At 50.0% G+C, this 23,582-nt stretch carries 16 protein-coding genes; 15 read left to right on the top strand and 1 reads right to left on the bottom strand.

The annotated features are described in order from the left end of the window. Nucleotides 1–369: 369 nt before the first annotated feature. Entirely contained in the window at nt 370–5,595 is a 5,226-nt protein-coding gene (locus MHB84_RS18555) for a WIAG-tail domain (protein WP_076290873.1), read from the top strand. A 183-nt stretch (nt 5,596–5,778) separates the two neighbouring features. On the opposite strand, the gene MHB84_RS18560 is transcribed toward MHB84_RS18555, so the two are convergent. Then, nucleotides 5,779–7,344, bottom strand: a complete 1,566-nt coding sequence (locus MHB84_RS18560; RefSeq protein ID WP_076290872.1) for a M4 family metallopeptidase — start codon at nt 7,342–7,344, stop codon at nt 5,779–5,781. A 761-nt stretch (nt 7,345–8,105) separates the two neighbouring features. Here MHB84_RS18560 and MHB84_RS18565 point away from each other — a divergent pair. From MHB84_RS18565 to MHB84_RS18630, 14 genes are all read left to right on the top strand, one after another. Beyond that, nucleotides 8,106–9,056, top strand: coding sequence for a glycosyltransferase family 2 protein (locus tag MHB84_RS18565; protein WP_256716888.1), 951 nt, complete (start codon nt 8,106–8,108; stop codon nt 9,054–9,056). Nucleotides 9,057–9,118: 62 nt separating this feature from the next. Next, nucleotides 9,119–10,234, top strand: a complete 1,116-nt coding sequence (locus tag MHB84_RS18570; RefSeq protein WP_256716887.1) for a glycosyltransferase family A protein — start codon at nt 9,119–9,121, stop codon at nt 10,232–10,234. Next, entirely contained in the window at nt 10,231–11,004 is a 774-nt protein-coding gene (locus MHB84_RS18575) for a glycosyltransferase family 2 protein (protein ID WP_076290870.1), read from the top strand. Before MHB84_RS18570 ends, MHB84_RS18575 begins: the two co-directional genes overlap by 4 nt. Beyond that, complete coding sequence (locus tag MHB84_RS18580; protein ID WP_076290869.1) at nt 11,001–11,732, top strand: sugar phosphate nucleotidyltransferase; 732 nt, start codon at nt 11,001–11,003, stop codon at nt 11,730–11,732. The genes MHB84_RS18575 and MHB84_RS18580 overlap by 4 nt, the downstream gene beginning before the upstream one ends. Nucleotides 11,733–12,544: 812 nt before the next feature. Continuing rightward, the gene (locus MHB84_RS18585; protein WP_256716886.1) at nt 12,545–13,306 is read left to right on the top strand and encodes a GT-D fold domain-containing protein; all 762 of its coding nucleotides are present in this window, start codon (nt 12,545–12,547) and stop codon (nt 13,304–13,306) included. A 64-nt stretch (nt 13,307–13,370) separates the two neighbouring features. Next, a complete protein-coding gene (locus MHB84_RS18590; RefSeq protein ID WP_179087204.1) occupies nt 13,371–14,936 on the top strand; it encodes a glycosyltransferase family 2 protein in 1,566 nt (521 codons plus the stop codon). A 217-nt stretch (nt 14,937–15,153) separates the two neighbouring features. Next, nucleotides 15,154–16,101 (top strand): phosphotransferase family protein, encoded by a 948-nt coding sequence (locus tag MHB84_RS18595; protein ID WP_076290868.1) that lies wholly within the window; start codon nt 15,154–15,156, stop codon nt 16,099–16,101. A 201-nt stretch (nt 16,102–16,302) separates the two neighbouring features. Next, on the top strand, nt 16,303–16,578 hold the full coding sequence (locus MHB84_RS18600) for a glutaredoxin family protein (protein WP_063566643.1): 276 nt from the start codon (nt 16,303–16,305) through the stop codon (nt 16,576–16,578). A 308-nt stretch (nt 16,579–16,886) separates the two neighbouring features. Next, the gene (locus tag MHB84_RS18605; RefSeq protein WP_064635749.1) at nt 16,887–18,227 is read left to right on the top strand and encodes an LLM class flavin-dependent oxidoreductase; all 1,341 of its coding nucleotides are present in this window, start codon (nt 16,887–16,889) and stop codon (nt 18,225–18,227) included. Nucleotides 18,228–18,426: 199 nt separating this feature from the next. Further along, on the top strand, nt 18,427–20,070 hold the full coding sequence (locus MHB84_RS18610) for an ABC transporter substrate-binding protein (protein WP_076290867.1): 1,644 nt from the start codon (nt 18,427–18,429) through the stop codon (nt 20,068–20,070). A 42-nt stretch (nt 20,071–20,112) separates the two neighbouring features. Then, a complete protein-coding gene (locus MHB84_RS18615) occupies nt 20,113–21,045 on the top strand; it encodes an ABC transporter permease (RefSeq protein WP_062324145.1) in 933 nt (310 codons plus the stop codon). 54 nt (nt 21,046–21,099) lie between these two features. Next, nucleotides 21,100–22,017 carry an ABC transporter permease gene (locus MHB84_RS18620; RefSeq protein ID WP_076290866.1) on the top strand — a complete coding sequence of 306 codons (918 nt, stop codon included), beginning with the start codon at nt 21,100–21,102 and terminating at the stop codon, nt 22,015–22,017. Nucleotides 22,018–22,041: 24 nt separating this feature from the next. Then, nucleotides 22,042–22,590: an NADPH-dependent FMN reductase gene (gene ssuE, locus MHB84_RS18625; protein WP_076290865.1), complete on the top strand. Its 549-nt coding sequence runs from the start codon at nt 22,042–22,044 to the stop codon at nt 22,588–22,590. Between the two features lie 67 nt (nt 22,591–22,657). Next, complete coding sequence (locus MHB84_RS18630; protein WP_063566647.1) at nt 22,658–23,530, top strand: LysR family transcriptional regulator; 873 nt, start codon at nt 22,658–22,660, stop codon at nt 23,528–23,530. Nucleotides 23,531–23,582 lie beyond the last annotated feature (52 nt).

Consider the following 23,582-nt stretch of genomic DNA (forward strand, 5'->3'; position numbering starts at 1 on the left):
CGACCATGGATCGTCCATCCATGGAATGCCGGCCTGTCACCGCATGGTTGGACATCACGATAACGCAGACCGGATTCATGATGCTTCGATATGCATCAACGAGTTCTCCTAGCAGCTCCTTTGCATCATATGGATTTATGCAAATGGCTTACAGGATATCGTATGACATCTCGGGAGCAGGGGCGTGGACAGCCGCCTTACATAAGTGAACGGGTACAGCCTATTTCAGTAGGGACAGCTCAATCATTCATGCCTTGAAGCTTGTGCGGCGATGAAATGTAACCCACTAAAGTCAGGAATTACAGTGGCAGATGCCCATACTGACGCATATGATGCCGGAGACGAACGTTAGAGGAAGGAGCTAGCTGCATGAGTAAAAAGGGCAATAAGAAGGTTCCTACGCCAAAACTGCGGCATGTGAGTCCTAAATTTAAGGAACTGGATCTGACCAATCGACGGTCAGACACAATGGACTCGGGTTTCACTTCGAATAGGGAAGAACGCTTGAATACAAATAAACGAAATTCGAAGGCCATTCAGGCATCAGAAGAATTCCTATCCGAATCAATGGAGCTACCTGCTTCAACGAACGAGCTGGAAGACCTGGAGATCGTAACCAAATCGATCAAGCCGGAACCCGTAGAGTCTGATAGCGAGAAAGTCGTCGAGACGCAAGATATCCTGGAAAAGCAGATTCAGGTTAGTAGCGTGGCTCCGCCTGCTCTGGAAGAAGAGCAGGACATCAACAAACAGGAGATAATAAGCAAGGACCGGCTGCAGATCCTGAACCAGAACCAGATGCCGGGTCATACCGGACACTACATCTACACGGACGACTTGAGTGAATTTGCTGTTACAGAGAGCAAACTGGCTCCTTTCTCTGTGGATGCCTCCAAGCTGAAACCGGATGCGGTCGGCAGTGAAGCATTGCAGGATTATGCGGTGACCAGCATTCACATTGCAGACGGGGCCATTGTTTCAGCGAAACTTGCAGAAGCGTCTGTATCTGAGGAGCACCTGATTGACGGCTCTGTATCTGGTCACAAAATACGTAATGCTTCTATTGCAGGTGAGAAAATTAGAGATGGCAGTATTACTTCTCAGAAGCTTGGCAACCAGGTCATCGATTCGGCCAAAATTGCCGACGGTTCCATCAGCACAAGACATCTCAGCCGCATGCTGGTAACGGAAGAATTAATCAAGAATCATGCCGTAACTGGAGACAAGATCGCGATTAGCGGCGTGGACACAAGGCATCTCACGGGAGGAGCTGTGAATACTTCCAAACTGGCTGATGATGCAGTGACTACATCCAAAATTCGAGAAGCTGCTGTCACAGGCAGCAAAATCGAAGAACACTCCATTGAGTCTCACCATATTCAGGCAGGTGCTGTTAAACAGACACATCTGGCAGAAGGGTCTGTCGGTCGTTCACAACTATTAAATGGCAGTATTGGAAGTGACCAGATAGAGGATGGATCCATACAAACAAGACATTTAGCTGAGGGTTCATTAAGTGGAAGACATCTACTGGACGGTTCAATTGGTTCAAGCCAGATTCGAGCTCATTCCGTTGGCAAGGAGCAGATTGGCAATGGAGAAGTGGGCAGTGAGCATTTGACAGAAGGTGCAGTAACCAGCAGCAAACTTGCAGACCAGTCTGTTGGAACAGCAAAGTTGCTGGAGCAGTCCATTACGGCATCCAAGATCTCTGATCAGAGCGTCATTTCTTCCAAAATTGCGGATGAAGCCATACATGGTAAACATCTTGCCAAAGGGTCCATTCGTGCGGAACACATTGCGAATCGGGGAATTACGCCGGTACATGTGGACAATTCCGCAATTCACTCCATTCACATTGCAAGTGGAAGCATCGAGGCAACTCATCTATCTACCGGAAGTGTGTCCGGAGATGCTCTTGCAGACGACGTGGTGTCTGAGCGGCATCTTGCAGAGTCGGCCGTGGGTACGTATGAATTGCAGGATGCTGCCGTTACAGACGTTAAACTCGCGGATGGAAGTGTGACAACAGAAAAGCTTGGAACGGCATCGGTGAGTAGCAGAGCGCTTGCCCCGGGAAGTGTTATATCCTCGCATCTTGCGAGTGGTGGAGTCACAGGGACACATTTGGCTCCAGGCAGCGTGGGTTCTGAGGCCCTGAGACCTTATGCAGTGAAATCGGAACACCTGACAGAACATGCCGTAGGTGTACCTCATCTTCAGCCGGGCAGTGTTGAAACGGATGCGATTGCACGGGCCGCGGTCACAACAGATAAATTGGCTATTGATAGTGTAACTTCAGCCCAGCTGGCTGGCGGGTCCATTTTTCCGCCTCATCTAACAGATCATGCGGTTACCTCCCCCAAGCTTTCACCAGAGAGTGTTGCAACAGATAAACTGGCGGATTTTGCTGTCACGTCAGCTAAACTGGCAGACGGCAGCGTGACTTCTTCAAAGATTATGGCAGAGAGTATTAACGCCAAACATATTCCATCAGGAACCATTCGCGGGTATCACCTGAAGCAGCATGCCGTTTCTCTGGAACATTTGTCGGAAGAAATACGCTCACCGGAATTATTCGCTGATGGCAGTATTACCGGCAACAAACTTCGGCATGGCTCCATAAGTGCGGACCATTTGACAGCAGACTCGGTATCCGGAACAGAACTACAACAGGCCGCTGTAGGTAGCGAGCACTTGCAGCCATCCGTTGTACAATCCGTCCATCTTGCTGAAGGCAGCGTGAAATCTGACCATTTGGGAACTCAAGTAGTGAGCTCACAGCATCTGAAGGCAGACATCATTCATGAGGAGCATATTGCTGAACAGGTGGTTACATCGCATCACTTGGCACCTGGATCTGTTGAAACAGACCATCTGGCACCTTTATCCATTACAGCGGCTCATCTTCAGCCAGGTTTGATTAGTGGTTTGCATCTTCAGGCAGAGTCGACAAGTGCTGTTCACCTGCAGCAAGGAGCTGTGCATTCCCGTCATATTCAAGATGGTGAGATTCTTCCTCATCATATCCATGAACGCAGCATCGGAACGTCTCATCTGGAAGAAGAAGCGGTAAGTACGATTATTTTGCAGGATGAATCTGTAACACGCTCCAAACTAGCAACGGGTAGTGTGGATGGCAGCAAATTAGCCGCTGGAACCGTATCGGCTACTCACATTGCCAATGAAAGTGTGCAAACCCGTCATATCCAAGAAGGAGCAATCCTTGCTGATCATATTCAAGAGGGCAGTATTGGCTCAGTTCATCTGGATGAGGAGTCTGTAAGTGCGGTTCATTTGCAAAATGGATCTGTAACCAGTGCTAAACTGGCGGATGGCAGTATAAACGGCAGCAAATTGCTTGAAGGGACCGTATCGGGAATTCATATTGCGTCCGAAAGCGTGCAATCCGAGCATATTCAGGCAGACGCCATTCATGCTGACCATATTCAGGAGCGGAGCATCGGCACAACCCATCTGGAGGAGGAAGCAGTAAGTGCGATTCACCTGCAAAATGGGTCTGTCATCAGTGCCAAACTGGCCGACGGCAGTGTAACCGGCAGCAAGTTGCTCGAAGATGCGGTGTCGGGAATCCATATCGCCTCTGAAAGTGTGCAATCCCGCCATATTCAGGCAGGAGTAATCCTTGCTGACCATATTCACGAGCACAGCATTGGCATGCTTCACTTGGAACAGGAAGCAGTAAGTGCCATTCATCTGCAAAATGGATCTGTAACAAGTACCAAGTTGGCCGACGGCAGTGTAACCGGCAGCAAGTTGCTTGAAGGAGCAGTATCGGATATCCACATTGCAGACGATAGTGTGCAATCCCGTCATATTCAAGAGGGAACAATCCTTGCTAATCATATTCAAGAGCGGAGCATCGGCACAGCACATTTGGAAGAGGAATCGGTAAGTGCCATTCATTTGCAAAATGGATCTGTAACGAGTGCCAAACTGGCGGATGGCAGTATAACTGGCAGCAAGTTACTCGAAGGTACGGTATCCGGGATTCATATCGCATCGGAAAGTGTGCAATCCGGGCATATTCAGGCAGGAGCTATTCATGCTGGTCATATTCAGGAGCGAAGCATAGGCACAGCCCATCTGGAGGAGGAATCGGTAAGTGCGGTTCATCTGCAAAATGGGTCCGTAACAAGTGCCAAATTGGCTGACGGTAGCATTAGCGGCAGCAAATTGCTCGAAGATGCTGTATTGGGGAGCCATATCGCATCGGAAAGTGTGCAAACTCGCCATATCCAGGCAGGAGCGATTCTTGCTGATCATATTCAGGAGCATAGCATTGGTACGTCCCATCTGGAGGAGGAAGCAATAAGTGCGGTTCATCTGCAAAATGGGTCCGTAACGAGTGCCAAACTGGCCGATGGCAGTGTGAGCAGCAGCAAACTGCTTGAAGATGCGGTGTCGGATGTCCATATTGCCAATGGAAGTGTGCAATCCCGTCATATCCAAGAGAGAGCCATCCATGCTGACCATATTCAAGAGCGTAGCATTGGAATCTCCCACCTCAAAGCGGAATCAGTCAGTTCGATTCATCTGCACAATGGTTCCATTACAAGTGCCAAATTGGCCGACGGCAGTGTAAACGGTAATAAATTGCTTGAAGGTGCGATATCGGCAATCCACATAGCAGACAAAAGTGTGCAATCTCGGCATATTCAGGATGGAACGATTCTTGCTGATCATATTCAGGAACGCAGTATTCGCACAACCCATCTGGAAGAGGAAGCAGTAAGCGGGGTTCATCTGCAAAATGGGTCTGTCACCAGTGCCAAATTGGCCGACGGCAGTGTAACCGGCAGCAAACTGAGTGAACAAAGCATTACCTCCAATCACTTGAATGCGGGAATTGTAGGTCCGGCCCATTTGAGCGAAGAGATATGGAATGCGATTCGTCAGTTCAGTGGAGAAACGCTCGAACAGCTGGCAGCGATCAAAAAACAAGAGGTATTGCTTCAAACAGGAAGTGAGGCTGTACCGCCATCACAGCCGGCAATTGTCGTGGAACACTCAAGTGTCGATCTGAAGGAAACGCAGTTTATCCAGACGTCGGGTCAGGAGCTGGGGCAACAACAAGAGCATCCATCGCAAGCTAACCAGCTTGGAGATTCATTGACGACAGCTGGCACGGTCCAGCCACAGCTACCACAGCCTGAATTTTCACATGAGATCGATGGAAATAAGGAGTTCAAGCTGAGGGAGCAAGCAGTTAAGCAGGAGCATTTGAGTGATGGAGCTGTTGGAAGCAGCCAGTTACAGCATGGAGCTGTGGGTCCTGAACACCTGTCATTCCAGCCTGTACGAAGTGTCAGCCGTCAGCCTGTGGTGCAGCAGTTCGGTATGGAAGCCTTTATATTGCCTGAGAATGAACAGTGCGTGGAAGTAACGGTAGCTTTTGAGGAGTCTTTTATTTCCGAGCATTATGTGATTGTAGCTATGTGTAATGATCGGGGATTCCAGGTGTCACTCCTCTCCCAGAGTGAGGATGAAGCCGTGCTGGAAGTGTCACGTACTGCGGGCTCCACACACACCTACGGATTGTTGTCATGGATTGCCGCTGGGCCTTCGAAGTAAAAATGGGAGATCATGTGTCTTCATTCAAGATAACTGTAGAGGAATGGATTTCACATGTTTAAATAGACAAAAGCGGTTCCCGGATATGTCCGGGACACCGCTTTTTTTCATATATAAGCTTGATCCGTTCGGACGATGAGGGGTGCCTGAACGATTGAATATGAGTTCAACAACGAATGATTCTTACAATCCTACAGCTTGATAAGCTTTGGTAATTGCAGTAGCTTCAGCAGAAGTTGCTCCGTACAGATCTTTAGCGGCTTGGATTGTCGCTGTTTTGGCAGCAGCGAATTTGGATGTAGGCGTCAGGTAGTTCACAAGTGTGCTGTAGAAAATCTGAATGGCTTTATCACGCCCGATTCCAGTTACAGTCACACCATTATGTGTGCCGCCTTGGGCTGCAAGATAGTAGGCTTTGTTGATGATACCGCTGTTGATATGAACACCACCGTTGTCGGATGTTCCGGTATAACGATCACTGTATTTGTCAGGTTGTCCATAGAGTGTAGGATTGGACAGGGAGCGCAGTGCATCACCTGCAATGTTAGGAGTGTATACATCGTCGCCAAGCAACCAGTTTTTGCTTTGAATGGTATTTCCGAAAATATCAGCGAAGGCTTCATTTAATGCGCCTGGCTCATTGCGGTACTCCAGATTGGCTGTGTACTCAATGACACCGTGTGTCAATTCGTGGCCTACTACATCTAGATCACCAGATAGGGAGCGGAAAGTCGTTCCATCACCGTCACCAAATACAATCTGTACTCCGTTCCAGAAGGCATTATTGTAGTTGGAGCCGTAATGCACCGTAGATTTAATTAGCAAACCGTTGCCATTGATACCGTTGCGGTTGAATTTGCTTTTGTAGAAATCATACGTGGCAGCAGCATGGGCGTGAGCATCTACGCCAGCACGATCAGTCCATACGTTATCTGAATCTGTCAGGAGCGTACCTGGAATGGAAGAGCCATTGTTTGCAGTGTAAGTTTCAATGCCATTACCTCGAGTGGTATCTTTCAGTTGGAAGCTACTGCCGGATTGGGTGGTTGTAAGGGTTTTGGTATCACCAAGTACACCTGTACCTGTTCCTGTTGCGAAATTGATGAGGTCATATTGAGATACGATACTGCCGTCAACGGCATTCACGAAATATTTGGTACGTAACGGGGCGGGGTCCAGCACATTGACTTCGGTAATGTAAACAAGGTAGGTTTGGTCATCTTCCTCATTGTGGTAAATGTTTAGTTCCGCTTCAGGGGTTTTCTGTGGTTCGCCAAGTTCTCCAACGCGGGAAGTGGCTTCTTCGGATGCGATCTTGATCGCATCTTCTGCGCTGATTTCAGCGACACCGTCATTAGGGATAGCTTGTTCTTCAACCGGTGGAAGATCACCAAGTGCGGATGAAACCTGGCCAGTCTTGTCTAAGTGGATCGTTTGCTCGGCACCGTACACTGGAATTCCTTTAATGTACTGTTTCAGGCGGAAGTGTCGTACACCAGAGGTGTCTGTAGTTCTTTTAATAATTTTGAGTTGGGATTTCACATCGGAGTTCAGGAATTGTTCCTGTTGTCCAAGGAAATTGAAGATTGTTTCGTCAGAACCGCTGTTCAACTGGATACCCTCCTCAGAGGCATAAGGGGCCTGCAATGGAATGGACTGATCAGACAATGGAGCTGCAGCAGCAGACGATACGGAAGCGAGCAAAAGAGCTCCTCCAAGAATTGTTGGCATAACTTTAGCAAATTTCATAGTAAACTCTCCCATTCTCAATATGATTTTTTGAATAACAAATGATTATGCCAATCTCGGTTGGAGTTCCGTCTGCAACTTGGGCAGCGCGGAGTGTGGGGGCTGAATCTGAAACGTGGAATATGACAAGAAACGATAAAGAACAAAGTCGGCAGAGCCTGTATGTCTGTGGTGGGACTTGACAAAAGGGTACCGTTTATTCGGTTCAGCCATGAGGCTTAATCGTTTATTGTTGTTCCTCTCTCAGAAGCCAGGGGTCTTGTCCACTTGCGAAGCAGAAGATGTTCTTACGGAGCCGGGGTGTTCGTTCCGGGTTCACATAATAAAGCCTGAATTACGTATTGAACGGCATCACTCCTCTCAAAGTACATGTAACAGAGCAAAAACGGTCTCCTGTATCATCCTGTATGCATAAATTAACCTAAGGTCAATTAACAGGAATAAAAAAGTAATTATAGGGAACGTTTGTTCCTTGTTAGGATTTTTTTGTCAATCTACTGCTTGCAACGTATATTATCACAATGTAAAAGTTTGGAAAAGATGCAATTTTAAAATTTTTTTAAAATTGTGTCTGAAGTAGGGGAGCCGTAGCATATTTCGCATTTTTTGGCGAATCATGTCTAAATAAATGGATTGACTGATCCTGGTAGCAGACAGAACCTGCTCAGTTCAAGGACATACGCCGTTTCCACTGCTCCATGAATACATAGAATAACGTGTACTCCCTTTGCATGGCATTGATGTACACCCGGGAGGTGACTGTGTTGCAAAAACGCGGCAATACAGCTTTTTATGCAGCCAAATCGAAGCTGGTACAAAGAAAAGCGCAATTAAAGAAGCGTCGTTTGAAATCTGCTTACAAAAAGGGTACAAAGGCCTACAAGTACGTGATTCCACCCGTGGAGCAAACGGAATTGCCAGCATTCGGAGCTGAGCATGCGATGAGAGAGACACTCGCACAAGGTTCGACGGACTCGCATAACCCACTGCTTTCGGTCATTATACCTGCCATGAATGAAGAGCGAACCATTGGTGCAGTCGTCCGTCAGGCGCTGCGGATATGCCGTGATGCTGAAGTGCTTGTTATTGTGAATGGTTCCACGGACGGGACGGCAGCAGCGGCAAAAAGGGCGGGGGCACAGGTGCTTCGTTATGCCGAGGCTTTGGGACATGATGGAGGCAGAAGAATCGGTGCAGCGGCAGCTCGTGGCAGGGTGCTGTTGTTCACGGATGCAGACATTCCAATTCCGGCAGAACATCTCGCGCCTTATGTGCGAGCGATTCTGGATGGGACGGATGTGGCGCTTAATGATTATAACGGACCGGTGGCGCGTATCCCTGTTCACCCTGTGGTAGAAGCCAAACATGTGCTGAACAGCATGCTTGCTAGACCTGATCTGCAAGGAGCTTCCATGACAGCCATTCCGCATGCATTAAGTCGCAGGGTACTTGAAGTGATTGGTACGGACACACTGGAGATTCCACCGTTGGCACATGCAAAGGCGGTTACCAGCGGGTTAAAGGTGCGTGCCGTTCATCATGTGCCTGTAGGTAAAATGAACGCAGTTCGAGTCAAGAAACGAAAAGGACCGGACCCGCTCAGTCAAGTAGTATGGAATGATCATCTGACAGCGATCAGGTGGATAACTGATACGCTTGGACCACGCGGAGGACATTCCGATCTGCAGCGTGTTCGTAGCCTGACGAGGTGAGCATGTTGCCTAAAACAAGCAAGAAACCTCGTCAAAAGATACAACATGCTGGAGGTGAGGAAATGAAGGAGCGTTCAGGGCGTATCCGTCGTCAACGGACAGCAGGCAGACAAACAACAAGGAACAGAATCAGAACAATGGGCAGGAAGAGCCTGATTAAATCGCCGCTAAAGAGTTCGACAGCGAGCAGGTCTGCTACGAACAGCTCCGTATTGCATGAAGCATTCCGCGCAGGGCAACGGGCAGGACGCAAGGCGTTTGAAAATGAGCAATCGATTGAACAACATGCACGTTCAACATGGCAGGAACATGAGGCTGCGATCTCAGTGGAGCTAAGGGGATATTCTGCTGCAATGCACGCAGGGAAAGCATTCATGCAGGGTTATGCTCATGCTGCAGGGCGTTCATTAAATATCGTTCCACTTGCCCTGAGAAAACCTGCCGCTGCAGTCGTCTGTGCATGCAATGAGGAACTCACGCTGGGGCAAGTGCTTGTACAACTGAAACGGTTACCCCTGACGGATATCGTTGTGGTATTGAATGGAACAACGGACAACAGTCTGACACAGGTGCTTGAACAGCCTGGTATCACGCTGGTCTATGAACCTGACCGGGCGGGACATGATGTGGGCCGCGCCTTGGGGGCCAAGATGACGGAGGCAGAGACCCTTCTCTTTGTGGATGGGGATATGGTCGTCCCGGCAGAGCAGCTCGCCCCATTTCTGTATGCGGTTGACCGGGGAGATGATGTGGCGCTGAACAATCTTTCATCCCTTTTGCCTCCATTTGCTCGTCAGGATGAAGTGAGCCGCATCAAGGCATATCTCAACCATGTGCTTAATCGTTCGGATCTGGGTTCTAATTCGTTGACGGCCGTACCTCATGCCCTTTCGCGTAATATGATCCAGATCGTAAAACCGGAGGCGCTGGCCGTTCCTCCCAAGGCGCAAAGTCTAGCCATCCAGCACGGATTAAGAGTGACTGCACCCAGTCAGGTGGATGTCATTCGTTCCAATCGCCTGCGTTCCACCAATACGGGCAGTGGCAACGAAGTCGCCAGATTGATCATTGGCGATCATCTGGAGGCGATTGCAACCTGGCTGGATATGGGCGGAAATAAGTCACAAGCCCGATCCATATCCCGTGCTGAAGTGGCCTACAGGAGGAACGCCAGATGACACTGACGAGTATTATTATTCCGACGTACAATGGGTTGGATTTGCTGAAGCCATGTATCGATGCCATTCGAAAATATACCGATCATCATACAGCTTATGAAATCATCGTAGTGGATAATGGCTCGGTTGATGGAACGGCAGCGTATTGTGCCCAGGAACGAATTCGCTTTGTCCGGTTACCGGACAATCGGGGTTTCCCGGCGGCTTGCAATGCCGGGCTCCGCGCAGCCTGTGGTGATGAGCTGTTGCTGCTGAATAATGATGTTACAGTTACCACCCGCTGGCTCGATAATCTGCGGGCAGCACTCTACAGTGATGTAAACATTGGTATTACAGGTCCGGTGACCAACTACGCAAGTGGTATCCAGCAGGTGGAGCTTGAGTTCCGGGACATGGAACATTTTCAGGAACTGGCTGCTGTCAACAATATAGTCGATTCTTCCAGATGGAAGGAAGTCAGACGGATCGTCGGCTTATGTATGCTCATACGGCGAAGCGTGATGGAGGACATTGGTGTGCTTGACGAAGTCTATTCGCCGGGACACTATGAAGATGACGATTATTGCTACCGGGCCTGCCAGAAAGGGTATCGTTTGCTGGTATGCGGGGATGTCTTGGTACATCATCGCGGCAGCGCGAGTTTCCTGAAGACCGATCCTGTAGCATGGAAACAGTTGCTTGAGCGCAATCGATCCATTTTTATCAACAAATGGCATGTCGATCCCCTTAAATATATTGAGACATCTGATGAAGGAGGGATAGTGGAATGAAAGGTGTAATTCTTGCTGGCGGAACAGGAACACGACTGTATCCTCTCACCCGGCTGATTAACAAGCATCTGATTCCAGTCGGCAAGCATCCGATGATTATGTATGGCATCGACAGACTCCGCCAGGCAGGCATTGAAGAGATATTGATCGTGATCAACAAACATTCCGCTGGGTTATACACGGAGTATTTGGGTGGTGGAGCAGATCATGGCGTCAAGCTGACGTATCGGATTCAGGAAAAGGCAGGCGGAATTGCTGAAGCATTGGATCTGGCGACGTCGTTTATCCTTCCTGGAGAGAAATTCGTTGTGCTTCTGGGAGACAATCTGTTTAGCGACGATTTGAAGCCTTACGTGGATCGGTATATGCAGCAGTCTGCGGGTACAGCTCGTGTCTTGCTCAAAGAAGTGGACGATGCACGGCGGTATGGGGTACCGGTGTTTGATCCGCAGCATCCGGAACGAATCTCATACATTGAGGAAAAACCGAGTGATCCGAAGACCTCTTATTGTGTTACTGGCATATATATGTATGATGACCATGTCTTCAACCTCATTCAGAACATTACACCTTCTGCACGCGGCGAACTCGAAATTACGGACGTGAACAATCATTATGCAGCAGCTGGAGGACTGGAATACGATATTTTGCAAAAATATTGGAGTGATGCCGGGACGTTCCAATCGCTTCAGGAAGCAGCCATCCGCATGAAGGGTCAATTGCCCTAAAATATATGCGCCTGATGCTGCCGCTGTGAGAGGTCCCATGAGAGCAGAACAACTTGCGCCGGAGCCGGAAGAATGCTCCGGCGCTTTGTGCAGCGGCGGCACTCCTCGTGCATGCCAAGGGAGGGAATGCCGTGAGAGTAGCAAAACGCAGCGACTTGGGCAGAAAGAAGACACTGGGCGGTCATGCCGGCTCCTTGTACGTATCTGTGGGAGTGCAGCCCAAAGCAAGTTCGAATCACGAATGGGGAAACCAAGGCGCGAAGCAGGGGAATGTGGAACTCACAGGAATAGAGCGCAAGCTTCTTGCAGAACCGAAAGGCAAAGCCAGCGGGCGCACCGGCGCAAGAAGTGGTGCGAGCACTGGAGCACGAACCAGAACGGGAGCGAAAACAGGTGAAGGGCGTGGCATTGCAGGCACCCGCGTGAAAGCAGGCGAGCGTACAGGCGTGAGCCGTGGCCGTAAAGGGGCGCGAGCCAAAACGGGCAAGCGCGCAGTTGCAGGCCGCGGGCATGCTGCGCCGCGGGGCGGGCGGGCCCCAGGTGCCCGCGCCAAACAGCGCAAAGCTGCGCAGCGTGCGCCGGGGCCAGCACCACAAGCCAGCACGCCACAGGCGCTGCCTGCCAGCGGTGCTGGCCCCGCCCCGCCGAAAGCGACACACCGACGCGGTGGTGTCGCCCCCGCGGGGCGGGAAAGCGCTGCCGCGCATGCTGGCAGCGCAAGGGCACTTGCGCCTGCGCAGCCGGCAGCAGCGCCCGAGAGCGGCTACGCCGAGGGCTTCCGCGACGGCGTGTTCGCGGGCGGGGAGGCGCTGGTGGCGCAGCACATCCCGCCTGATCATATTCTGCCTGCCGTGGCGGCAGATCTGATCGAGGCGGGATTCCGCCAATATGCGCCCACCCTAACCCGGCTGGCCAGCCCTCATGAGATGGCTGGCCATATCCAGGGGGCGCTGGATGCGCAGCGCCCCCTGTCCGTCGTTCGCCTCGGAGATGGCGAACTGCTAACCTTGGCAGCCGATACGGTGCTGCCAGGCGAGCAAGTGCAGGAGCTGGCACCGTTTCTGCCTTATGCAGGGGTGCCACGCTCCACCCCGGACATCCGCGCTGAGCTCGCGGAAGCCATTCGCGGCGCTGATTGGATCGGTGTTCCCATCTCGCGTGCGCCTACTTTTCAGGGGCTGTTATTTCCAGTGTTACGCCATTTCGGCATTGATTGGTCCCGTCTGAATCTGACCAGTTCCACGATTAACTACAGCCTGCATCATTCGGGTCTGTTGTTGCCTGTGGTACAGGGGCGTCGGGTGCTGCTGATTGGAAGCCAGGCTGTGGAGCTTGGGGCGTTATTGATCGGCCGCGGCGTTCATGTCACAGGCATCATAGGTACAGTGGAGGGAGTTGCGGATATCCCGAGAGTGATGCAGCAAACTGCGGAGCATTCGTTCGATATCGCTCTGGTAGCTGCGGGAATTCCGGCCGTCATTCTGTGTCGCCGAATCGCTGGTGAGCTGGGTCGGGTTGCCATAGATTTTGGACATTTGGCTGACAAATTGGTTACAGGAGAGCTTCATCTCTAATGGACGATCTGGTGCGACGTTCATCGTAACGCGCATTTGGATGAGGAGAAATGGAGGAAGCAACATGAGCACATCAGGCAAACGTTCAAAACAGCGGAAAGCATCGTCATCCGAAACCGTTGTTTTGCATGCAGCTCGAAGCCGGAGTGGTGGGAAGATTAGACGCCAAGGCTCAGGTAAACGGGCAGCCAAGAACGCAAAACTGTATAAGCAGGGCTACCATAGAGGCTACGATGAGGGCGTGCGACAGGGGGAAAGCTCATTCGGGCTGGTATTCGAAGGCGTAAGCATTGTTATTCCGACGTATAACCAGCGCGAATATGTCTTGCAATGTGTGTCCAGTATTGAAAAGCATACCCCGGCCCCCTTTGAAATTATTGTTGTGGATAACGCGTCAAAGGATGGCACGGCGGAAGCCATGCTTCGCAAAGGTGGCATGGTAAGGGTCGCTGCGCTGGATAAGAATCGTGGTTTCGCTGGCGGTGTGAATCATGGACTGATGATGGCGAGGGGGCGACATATCGTCGTGCTGAACAACGATATACTGGTCACCCCGGGCTGGCTGGAAAACATGATGACCTGTCTGGACAGTCATCCCGAGATGGGAGTTGTGGGTCCGGTTACGAATTACATTGGTGGAGATCAGCAGATTGAAGTCCCGTACAGGGAAGTGGAGGATATGTGGTCGTTTGCTGCTCGACATAATCGCCCGGATGCCACGAAACATCGAGAGACCGAAAGGCTGGTCGGATTTTGCTGGCTGTTCTCACGGGAATTGCTGGAGCGGGTAGGTTATCTTGATGAAGGTTACGCCGTGGGCAATTTTGAAGATGACGACTGGATCATCCGAGCGAAGCTAGCGGGATACAGGCTGGGGGTGGCCGGGGATGCCTTCATACATCACTACGGAAGTGTAAGCATGAAGGCGCTGGGAGAGCAGGATTATGAAGTCGTGAATAAGGATAACGAACAGTTTTATACACAAAAATGGGGAGATCCTCATGCGCTGGTTGCCGATACTTCCCGGCTCTCGCTGTATGCCAAGGTGTCGACCAGTCAGCAGGAAAACAAAAACAAGACGACCCAGAGCAAGTCAGATTCCCCCGATCTGCGACAGCGCATTTCCACCAAGGGCAGCAGCGATGTAACACATAAGCTGAGACGCAGCACGGACTTTTACCCGGAGGGATGTTACATCTCTGATATCAAGGGCGATGTCTATCGACTGATGCGTGGACAGCGACGCAAGCTGAACATCCCCGTTCCACGCGGCATTTCTCCCGTTCTGGTTGCGAAACCGGATCTGCTCGGGGCACCTGAAGGTGAGCCACTGATATCTGCGGGTGAGGTACAAGGCTGGCCCCTGGAAAGAAGTCATGTTCACGCTCAACCCGTTCAGAGCAACCGCGATGCACTGGAGGAAGGTATGATTGTTGCCGCGACGAATGAGCGGGATATATGGTACCAGATTAGTGGCAGTAAACGCAGGAGGTTTGCAACCCCTTATGCTGCGGAACGGTGGGGAGTGCAGTCTGGGCATATCGTTCATGTATCTGCGAACCAATTGCGTACGATCGAAGAAGGCTGGCCCATTATTGCTCCTCCCCAGCTCTTGAACGAAGATTTGTAATGACCGGGTTCGGCTGCCATGTATATCGGCACGACAGCATGATGCGGAATATGATGTACGGCGTATCGTAACGCTACACATCTTTCCGCATCCGAACTTTACATATATCACGAATCATGAGATGTAACGATTGAAAGATTAGCGATTTACTTCTACACTATGACCAATTCAATTTTCTAAAGCATATTTAAGTATACCGAGATAGGGGGAATACACGATGAAAGACACCATGGTAGTACAAGCCCAAACTATTGCTGGTGAGTTTCTTCAGGAACAAGTGAGATCCTCATACCCGATTATCGGAAAAGGTTTTGTGAATCAGGTGTGCTTGGTTGAGACGGAACGTCATAAAGTCGTGGTCCGCATGAACAACAAGGTTAATTATCCTACCTTTATCAAAGAGAAATGGTGTATTGAGCAGGCAGCCGCAACGGGTATTCCAGGGCCATCTACATTGTCCGTTGGGGTTAAGGATGAGGTGGCATATATGATTCAAACGTTTGTCGAGGGGGATAACGGATTGGATAGTAAAATAGCCCCGACTGACATCTGGAGGAAGCTCGGTGAATATGCGAGACGTATACATTCCATTCAAGTGGCCGGTTTTGGCGAGGAGCTGATTGATCCCATTCAGGGTACATTCCATTCTCCGCCTCATCCAGGATCAGATGGCAGCTGGAAAGGATATGTGCAGTATAACATCGATAGTTTGACAGAGCGTGATCCGTTGCTTGAGTTGGGCGTAATTAAGAAGAGTGAATTGGGGATTGTACGACAATGGTTCGAGCAATTGCAAGATGAAAAGTTCCGATTCGGTTTATGTCATGGTGATATTTCATTAAAAAATACGATGGTTCATCCGACAGGTCAGTTGATACTGCTCGATTGGGGGAGTGCCGAAGTTACGGTTGTGCCCTATGGAGATGTCATCCATCTGATGCGGTGTCAGCTCCGTGATGAAGACCCTGATGCGGAACAATTGAAAGCGTTCTCGGAAGGATACGGAATGAGTGTGGAGGAACTGGATCTGGCGAGGCATGTATTGCTGTTAAAAGCCTTTGATACCCTCCGATGGGCTATGGATAAACGGCCGGACCAGGTTAACGATTATGCCAGTTCTGCCAAACAGGTCTTTAACATGGTTAGTGATAGGTTCAGGAATTAGAGAGCTCTTGAAGCGCTCTTTTCAAATTTTAAATTTAATCTTTCTATGTTCTTATAGGTTTATTCTATTGGAAGATCCATTGACGCTTGAAGAGGTGAGGAGTACATTTATAGCCATAATTCTTATTTAACAGATAGGAATTAATGGTCTGGGTGGTGATCCATCCCTGATCTGACAATGAAACAATCAGGAGGTATGCCGATGTCTTCTACATCGAAAAAAGTAGTGCTCTGGAGCAAAACAGGCTGTCATTTCTGCGGGGAGGTTAAGGCATTCCTAACGGCCCGCAACCAGCCTTTTGAGAACATCGAAGTGCAAGGCAACGATGTGCTGAGGGACGTGCTTGAAGCCAAATATGGCATTCGACATGTACCAGTCATTGAGGTGGGTGGAGACGGCAAGTATGAAGCATTGCTGGAGCCTGATTTGGAGAAACTGGCGGAACTTCTCGCCCAGCCCGATGAAGCAGCAGTCTGACCGGACGTGGCGGATCTCTTGATAAAGCAGTTTCCGGCTGCTAAAGGCTGTCATATCAGTGTGCAGCAGTCGGAGACTTTTATAAGCTCTAATCCATCCTCTTATTTAGATATCCAATCCTTATATAGAAAAGTTCTATAAGCAACGCTGTTGACCGATGTGCGGGGCAGTGATAAGATTTGTGAAATTAAAGCTGACCAAACTCATAGGAATAGTTAACTTTTGAATTTTCTTCTTTCGTTATCCGTATCAGATCGGACTTTAGAGATTTCTTGATATATCCTAATCCAAGGAAGGCGGAATGTAATATGACGGCTCAGCGCAGTTTGAAATTTGGAGCGATTGTCCACGGTGTCGGAGGCAGCATGACGACTTGGAGACATCCGGAGATTCAATCGGATGCCAGTGTGAATTTTGAATTTTACAAACGCCAGACGTTGAAGGCAGAAGAAGGCAAATTCGATCTCGTTTTTATCGCTGACGGTCTTTATATTACCGAGAAATCCATACCTCACTTCTTAAATCGATTTGAGCCAATCAGCTTGTTGTCCGCCCTGGCCGCCATTACGTCACGGATTGGTCTGGTTGGAACACTTTCCACCTCCTATAGTGATCCATTCACAGTTGCCAGACAGTTCGGTTCCCTTGATCTGATTAGTAACGGCCGCGCTGGCTGGAATGTGGTTACATCCCCGCTTGAAGGTTCAGCCAAAAACTACAGTAAAAGCAACCATCCTACCCACCCGGAACGTTACCGGATTGCAACCGAATATTTGCAGGTGACCAAGGGCTTGTGGGATTCGTGGGAAGATGATGCCTTTGTAAGAGACAAAGAAAGCGGCGTTTTCTTCGATCCATCCAAGCTGCACACACTCAATCATGAAGGAGAGTTCTTCTCCGTACAGGGCCCACTTAACATTGCACGTTCAAAGCAGGGGCAGCCGGTTATTTTCCAGGCAGGTTCTTCAGAAGATGGCAAGACCCTTGCTGCCAAAGAAGCGGATGCTGTTTTTACAGGACATGATTCAATTGAGGATGCACAGGCCTTCTACAAAGATGTCAAAACCCGCGCAACAACCTACGGACGTTCCACACAGGATATCGTCATTTTGCCAGGGATCAATCCAATCATTGGACGGACAGAAGAAGAAGCAGAACAGAAATATCAGGAGATTGCCAGCCTGGTCACTATCGATAAAGCGCTGGACTACCTGGGACGTTTCTTCGAGCATCATGACTTCTCCCAATATCCGCTGGATGAACCATTCCCTGAATTGAATGGCATTGGCAGCAACAGCTTCCGCAGTGGTACGGACAAAATAAAGCGGGATGCCAAAGAGCAAGGATTGACGCTGCGTGAAGTAGCCCTGCGGGCAGCTACACCGAAGAGCAAATTCCTTGGCACACCGGAGCAGGTGGCTGACAAGATCCAGGAATGGTTCGAAGCCGAAGCGGCGGATGGATTCATTATTCATTCCGAACTGCCAAGTGGATTGGCCGATTTCGTAGAACTGGTTGTTCCGATTCTGCAAGAGCGTGGTATCTATCGCACCGAATACGAACATGACACATTGCGTGGCAATCTCGGTGTGCAAATTCCCGTGAATCGTTACACGGCTGCCCGGGAGCAAGTGGGAACCGAGGCTTAAGAAACTGGGAAGCTGAAATTCGGCACAGTCAAGGAATGAGGCGTCTGGATAAACTATTCGGATTGCATATGCGGAAAGTGCCGAATGATGCTGCAAAACCAAGTTAACGGATAGGTTATGTTGATAAAAAAATCTATGATTCATTAAATCATTAAATCAATGAATCAATGACACCTGTATACACAGAGGGGGAAGCTATATGAACAGGTCTATCTCATGGATGAAATATATGGCATTGGCGGCAGTATTGGTACTGGTATTATCCGGTTGCGGAGCGGCAGGTAACTCGAACAGTGCAGTTCAGGCTTCCGGTGGGGAGCAGGCGGCTGGGCAAGCAGAAGGTGGGAACCTGACCTACGCACTTGCCACATCGCCGGATACGCTGGACCCGCATCGAAGTGGCCTTGCCGTAACCGTACGTGCGATTCGAACGATCTATGACAATCTGGTGGTACAGCTGCCGGATGGCTCCATCAAACCTTGGCTCGCCAAGGAGTGGAGTGTATCGGAGGATGGCAAAAGTTATACGTTCAAACTGCGTGAAGATGTGAAGTTCCATGATGGAACACCATTTAACGCGGAAGCCGTGAAGTTCAATCTGGATCGGGTGATCGATCCGGCAACCAAAGCCGCCAATTCCCTTGCCCTGATTAGACCTTATAGCTCCTCGGAGGTTATTGATGAATACACCATCAAGGTGAATCTGGAACAGCCTTCGCAAGCTTTTCTCGGTAACTTGAGTCAGGCCCTGCTGGGGATTGTATCTCCTACGGCCGCCAAAAAGTATGGCGATCAACTGGGTAAAAATCCAGTGGGGACTGGTCCGTATACTTTCGTGAAATGGGATGAAAATGCGGATATCGTTGTCGCCAAAAACAAGGATTACAACTGGGCTCCTGCAACCGTTGAAAATGAAGGTGCTCCTCATATTGATACGATTACGTTCAAAATTGTACCGGAAGAAGCAACGCGCATCGGTAGTGTACAGAGTAAGCAGGTGCTTGCCGCCGAGACCGTTCCGCCGCAAAATATTGCAGCCCTGAAGAACGATCCGAACCAGCAATTGTTGCAGGCCAATACCGTTGGTTTGCCATATACCCTCTTCTTCAATCTGCGCAAAGCGCCTTGGGATGATGTGAAAGTCAGACAGGCGGTGCAATCTGCAGTTGATGTGGAATCCATCGTGAAGACACTGTATCTGGGCAACTACGAACGAGCGTGGTCTGCGCTGTCTCCGGGAATCCTCGGTTATAATGCTTCTCTGGAAGGAAGTATCAATCCGGATATCAACAAGGCCAATCAGCTGCTTGATGAGCAAGGTTGGATCAAGGGAGCAGATGGCATTCGTGAAAAAGATGGTAAGAAGCTGACTCTGCATTATGTGGACGGTTCGCCGAACCGGGAGAAACGTAATGACATTGCAGCGATTATTCAGCAGCAGCTCAAGCAGGTGGGTATAGCTGTTGAGGTTGAAATTACGAAGGACGTTGCTACGGTCATCTATCAGAACTGGGATTATGATCTCTATGGCAACAGCCAGGTCAATTCTGATCCGAATGCACTCTATGCCTTCTATCATACGAGTGCAGAAGGTGAACGTCCGACATTATCCGGTTTATCTGATCCGAAGATCGATAAACTGCTCGAACAGGGAGCGGTGGAGACTGATCAGGATAAACGCGTGGATATCTATAATCAGATTCAACAATATCTGATCGAGCAGGCTGTAATTCTACCGATCTATGTGTTCCCTTATACGGTGGCTGCATCCAAGTCGGTGCAGGGTATCAAGTTTGATTCACTTGGGTATCCGTTGTTCAATGATGTTCGGATTCAGCCATAACACGAAACGTCAATTATGCAGACAGGAAGGAGACGACCCGGTATGGTTCAAACGATACTGACAAGACTTGCTACATCGCTTCTGGTTATTTTGGGAGCTTCGGTGCTGGTGTACTGCATCATGTATCTGCTGCCGGGTGATCCGGTCCTGCTTATGCTGGACCCGTCATCGGCAACACCCGAGATGATTCAGAACCTGCGGGTTCAGCTCGGTCTGGATCAGCCGTTTTATATCCAGTTTGCCAACTATTTCGGAGACATGCTGCGTGGGGATTTCGGCAAATCCATGATTAATTCCGACCCGGTGCTGCCCAAAATTCTGGAACATTTCCCTGCCACACTGGCGCTGACCGCGCTCAGCTCAATCATTGCGATAACCATTGGCATTACGCTCGGCGTACTGTCTGCCATTCATCGTAATGGCGTGATTGATTTTATCGCCCGGCTTGTTGGATTGTTTGGCATCTCCATGCCGACCTTCTGGACCGGCATTCTGTTGATCCTGTTGTTCTCGGTTCAGCTCGGCTGGTTCCCGGCGATGGGCTCCGACGGATTCAGTTCATTGGTGCTTCCTGCTGCAACATTGGGTCTCGTCGGTGCAGGTTTCATCGTACGTATGGTACGTAACAGCATGCTGGAAGTGGTGAACGAACCGTTTATCGTGGCATTACGAGCAAAAGGTCTTTCACAGCGGACCATCATGTACGGTCATGCGCTGCGTAATGCACTGATTCCTGCGGTGACGGTCATCGGCATGTTGATTGGTGATTTGCTTGCAGGAACCGTCGTGGTGGAGACGGTCTTTTCCAGACAGGGTATCGGCAGAATCATCGCGGATGCATTGATGGCCAAAGACCTGCCTGTTGTGCAGGGCGTAGTCTTTTTCACAGCAATTATTTATGTCGTGTTGAATTTACTGGTGGATATCTCTTATGCGTACATTGATCCCAGAGTTAGGCGTGCAGTCCGAACGTGAGACGGGTGGAACAGTCTGAGTCATCTGAACGCGTAGTGAGGAAGGAGGAGTCTTATGAGCATGAAACCATTGGTGGGTGATGAAAAAGGTTGGACGGCCAGAACAGGGCGTTTACGCCTCTGGAGTCGCCGTCCCCTGCGTCACCGCGTCTCATTCGCGGTATCCCGTTTATTCTTTTATGCAGCTTTGCTGGTCGTGGTGTTTACCGTCACTTGTGCAATCGTGCCGGGATGGATTGCTCCTTATGATCCAACTCAGATGATGACGGATGCCATCCTGCAGGCTCCCTCTGCTGCGCACCTGTTTGGGACCGATTATTTTGGCAGGGATATCTTCAGTGTGGTTGTGCATGGCAGCAGGGATTCACTGCTGATTGGATTTGCCTCGGTGCTGGTGGGTGGTCTTGTGGGCAGTGCTCTTGGCATTATTGCCGGCTATGCCGGAGGGGTTTTGGATACAATCACCATGCGAGCCGTCGATATTCTGATGGCTGTTCCAGGTGTGTTACTGGCATTATCCGTCGCGGCAGCGTTGGGGCCTGGACTGCTTAACATTGCACTGGCTGTTGCGGTATCCTCCATTCCGGGGTATGCACGGGTGATGCGTGGGCAGGTCATGTCCGTTAAAGGTTTGCCTTTTATTACAGCTACACGTTCACTTGGGGGCTCCAATGCCCGTATTTTCTGGAAGCACGTACTGCCTCATTCGTTGTCACCTTTGCTGGTTATGGCGACGCTGGGCGTGGGTACCTCCATTCTGACTGGCTCCGGGCTCAGCTTTCTCGGACTTGGCGTGTTGAAGGAAATTCCCGACTGGGGAGCGTTGCTCTCTCAAGGGAGAGGTTATCTGACGGTTGCCTGGTGGATCTGTACCTTCCCGGGACTGGCAATTACCATGTTTGTACTGGCGGTTAATCTGATTGGAGACGATATCCGCGATCGGCTGGACCCCAAAGTAAATGGAGCGGCTTGACCGCTATTCCAAGGAGGAATCATGATGTCACATGTCGTTATTATTGCCGGATCGCCTTCCAAACGTTCGCGTCTGACAGGCCTTACGGATTACAGCAGCAATAAATTAAGAGAGGCAGGCATTACCGTTGAGGTGATTCATGTAGCCGACCTGCCAGCGGAAGATCTGGTGCAGGCCAAGTTCGATAGCTCATTCATTCGGGATGCGCTCGCTGTTGTTGAAGCCGCGGATGCAGTCATCGTGGCAACACCGGTATACAAAGCATCGTACTCTGGCGTGCTGAAGCTGTTCCTGGATCTGATTCCACAGGAAGGACTGCGAGGCAAGCTGGCTCTTCCATTAGTCATCGGCGGCTCGATTGCCCATCTGCTCGCCATCGATTATGCATTGAAGCCTGTTCTGGCAGCACTTGGCGGAAGACATATTCTCGGCGGAGTATATGCAGTTGATCAGGGAATTGATCGACTTGATGACGGAAAATATGTGCTTTCGGCGGACATCACTACAAGATTGGATCGTTCCCTGGAAGAATTGATATTGACTCTGGAAAAGAATGGTATTACGATATCATAAAACCAAGTAAATTCATTGGATAAATAGATATAGATAACGTCTGCGGACGTGGATTCGGGGGGCGCTTATGAATATTGAGAACATTGAAGCATTTGTATATATCAATCATTACGGAAGCTTCAATAAGGCTGCCGAGGTACTCTTTTTGTCCCAACCTTCTGTCACCGCTCGTATTCAGTCCCTTGAACGTGAACTCGGCTGCAAATTGTTTGACCGTCTTGGCAAACAGATTGTGCTCACGGAAGAGGGGAGAAAGTTCCTTCCCTACGCCCAGCAGGTACTGCAAGTGATTCAAAAGGGCAGACAGAAGATACAGCAACGCCGTACGACGCCCGATGCACTTCGACTTGGCAGTACGGTATCCGTATCCAACTATGTCATTCCCGACTTTCTGCCCAAAATCAAGGAAGCTTACCCTGAGGTGAACATCAAACTGACTACAGCGACGACGGACCAACTCGTCGCCAAGCTGCTGGGTCAGGAAATCGATCTTGCTTTTGTGCGGAAGGTCATGCACCCGGCGATCCGTACAGTTGCTTTTTATGAAGATCCAATCCAGCTATACGTGTACAAAGGCCATCCATTTATTGAACGCGGGCATGTCAGCATGGAGGCGATCAGGAATGAGCAGCTGGTCTTTTTTGAATGTGGTTCACTGGACTGGCTGCGCATACACCGGGCCTTTGACTCGCTGGAGCACCCGCCGGATATTACATATCACGTTGATAATTCGGAAACGGCGAAGAAGCTGGTGAAGCAAGGAGCAGGTATTGCGTTTCTCCCAGGTCTGACAGTGCAAAAGGAAGTGCAGGATCAGGAGTTGTTCCCCATTCAGGTACATGAGGTTGCAGGTGTATCATTGCAGATCAGCGTCGTTACGTTAAAAGAAGAACATTCGCCTTTTGCAGAGCCTTTCGGGGAACTGTTGCGGCAGCTATAGATAGAGTCATTATGGAAGCCAGGAAGGGTTTATTCAGTCAGGTTCGGCATGA

Source organism: Paenibacillus sp. FSL F4-0087 (assembly GCF_038020215.1).
GTDB classification, from domain to species: Bacteria; Bacillota; Bacilli; order Paenibacillales; family Paenibacillaceae; genus Paenibacillus; species Paenibacillus taichungensis.

What these genes read in the sequence shown, in the direction of transcription:
- MHB84_RS18575 (WP_076290870.1), top strand. Translation starts at nt 10,231, where the DNA reads ATGACACTGACGAGTATTATTATTCCGACGTACAATGGGTTGGATTTG.
- MHB84_RS18630 (WP_063566647.1), top strand. Translation starts at nt 22,658, where the DNA reads ATGAATATTGAGAACATTGAAGCATTTGTATATATCAATCATTACGGA.
- MHB84_RS18580 (WP_076290869.1), top strand. Translation starts at nt 11,001, where the DNA reads ATGAAAGGTGTAATTCTTGCTGGCGGAACAGGAACACGACTGTATCCT.
- MHB84_RS18555 (WP_076290873.1), top strand. Translation starts at nt 370, where the DNA reads ATGAGTAAAAAGGGCAATAAGAAGGTTCCTACGCCAAAACTGCGGCAT.
- MHB84_RS18560 (WP_076290872.1), bottom strand. Translation starts at nt 7,344, where the DNA reads ATGAAATTTGCTAAAGTTATGCCAACAATTCTTGGAGGAGCTCTTTTG.
- MHB84_RS18605 (WP_064635749.1), top strand. Translation starts at nt 16,887, where the DNA reads ATGACGGCTCAGCGCAGTTTGAAATTTGGAGCGATTGTCCACGGTGTC.
- MHB84_RS18590 (WP_179087204.1), top strand. Translation starts at nt 13,371, where the DNA reads ATGAGCACATCAGGCAAACGTTCAAAACAGCGGAAAGCATCGTCATCC.
- MHB84_RS18610 (WP_076290867.1), top strand. Translation starts at nt 18,427, where the DNA reads ATGAACAGGTCTATCTCATGGATGAAATATATGGCATTGGCGGCAGTA.
- MHB84_RS18570 (WP_256716887.1), top strand. Translation starts at nt 9,119, where the DNA reads ATGAAGGAGCGTTCAGGGCGTATCCGTCGTCAACGGACAGCAGGCAGA.
- ssuE (WP_076290865.1), top strand. Translation starts at nt 22,042, where the DNA reads ATGTCACATGTCGTTATTATTGCCGGATCGCCTTCCAAACGTTCGCGT.
- MHB84_RS18615 (WP_062324145.1), top strand. Translation starts at nt 20,113, where the DNA reads ATGGTTCAAACGATACTGACAAGACTTGCTACATCGCTTCTGGTTATT.
- MHB84_RS18620 (WP_076290866.1), top strand. Translation starts at nt 21,100, where the DNA reads ATGAGCATGAAACCATTGGTGGGTGATGAAAAAGGTTGGACGGCCAGA.
- MHB84_RS18595 (WP_076290868.1), top strand. Translation starts at nt 15,154, where the DNA reads ATGAAAGACACCATGGTAGTACAAGCCCAAACTATTGCTGGTGAGTTT.
- MHB84_RS18600 (WP_063566643.1), top strand. Translation starts at nt 16,303, where the DNA reads ATGTCTTCTACATCGAAAAAAGTAGTGCTCTGGAGCAAAACAGGCTGT.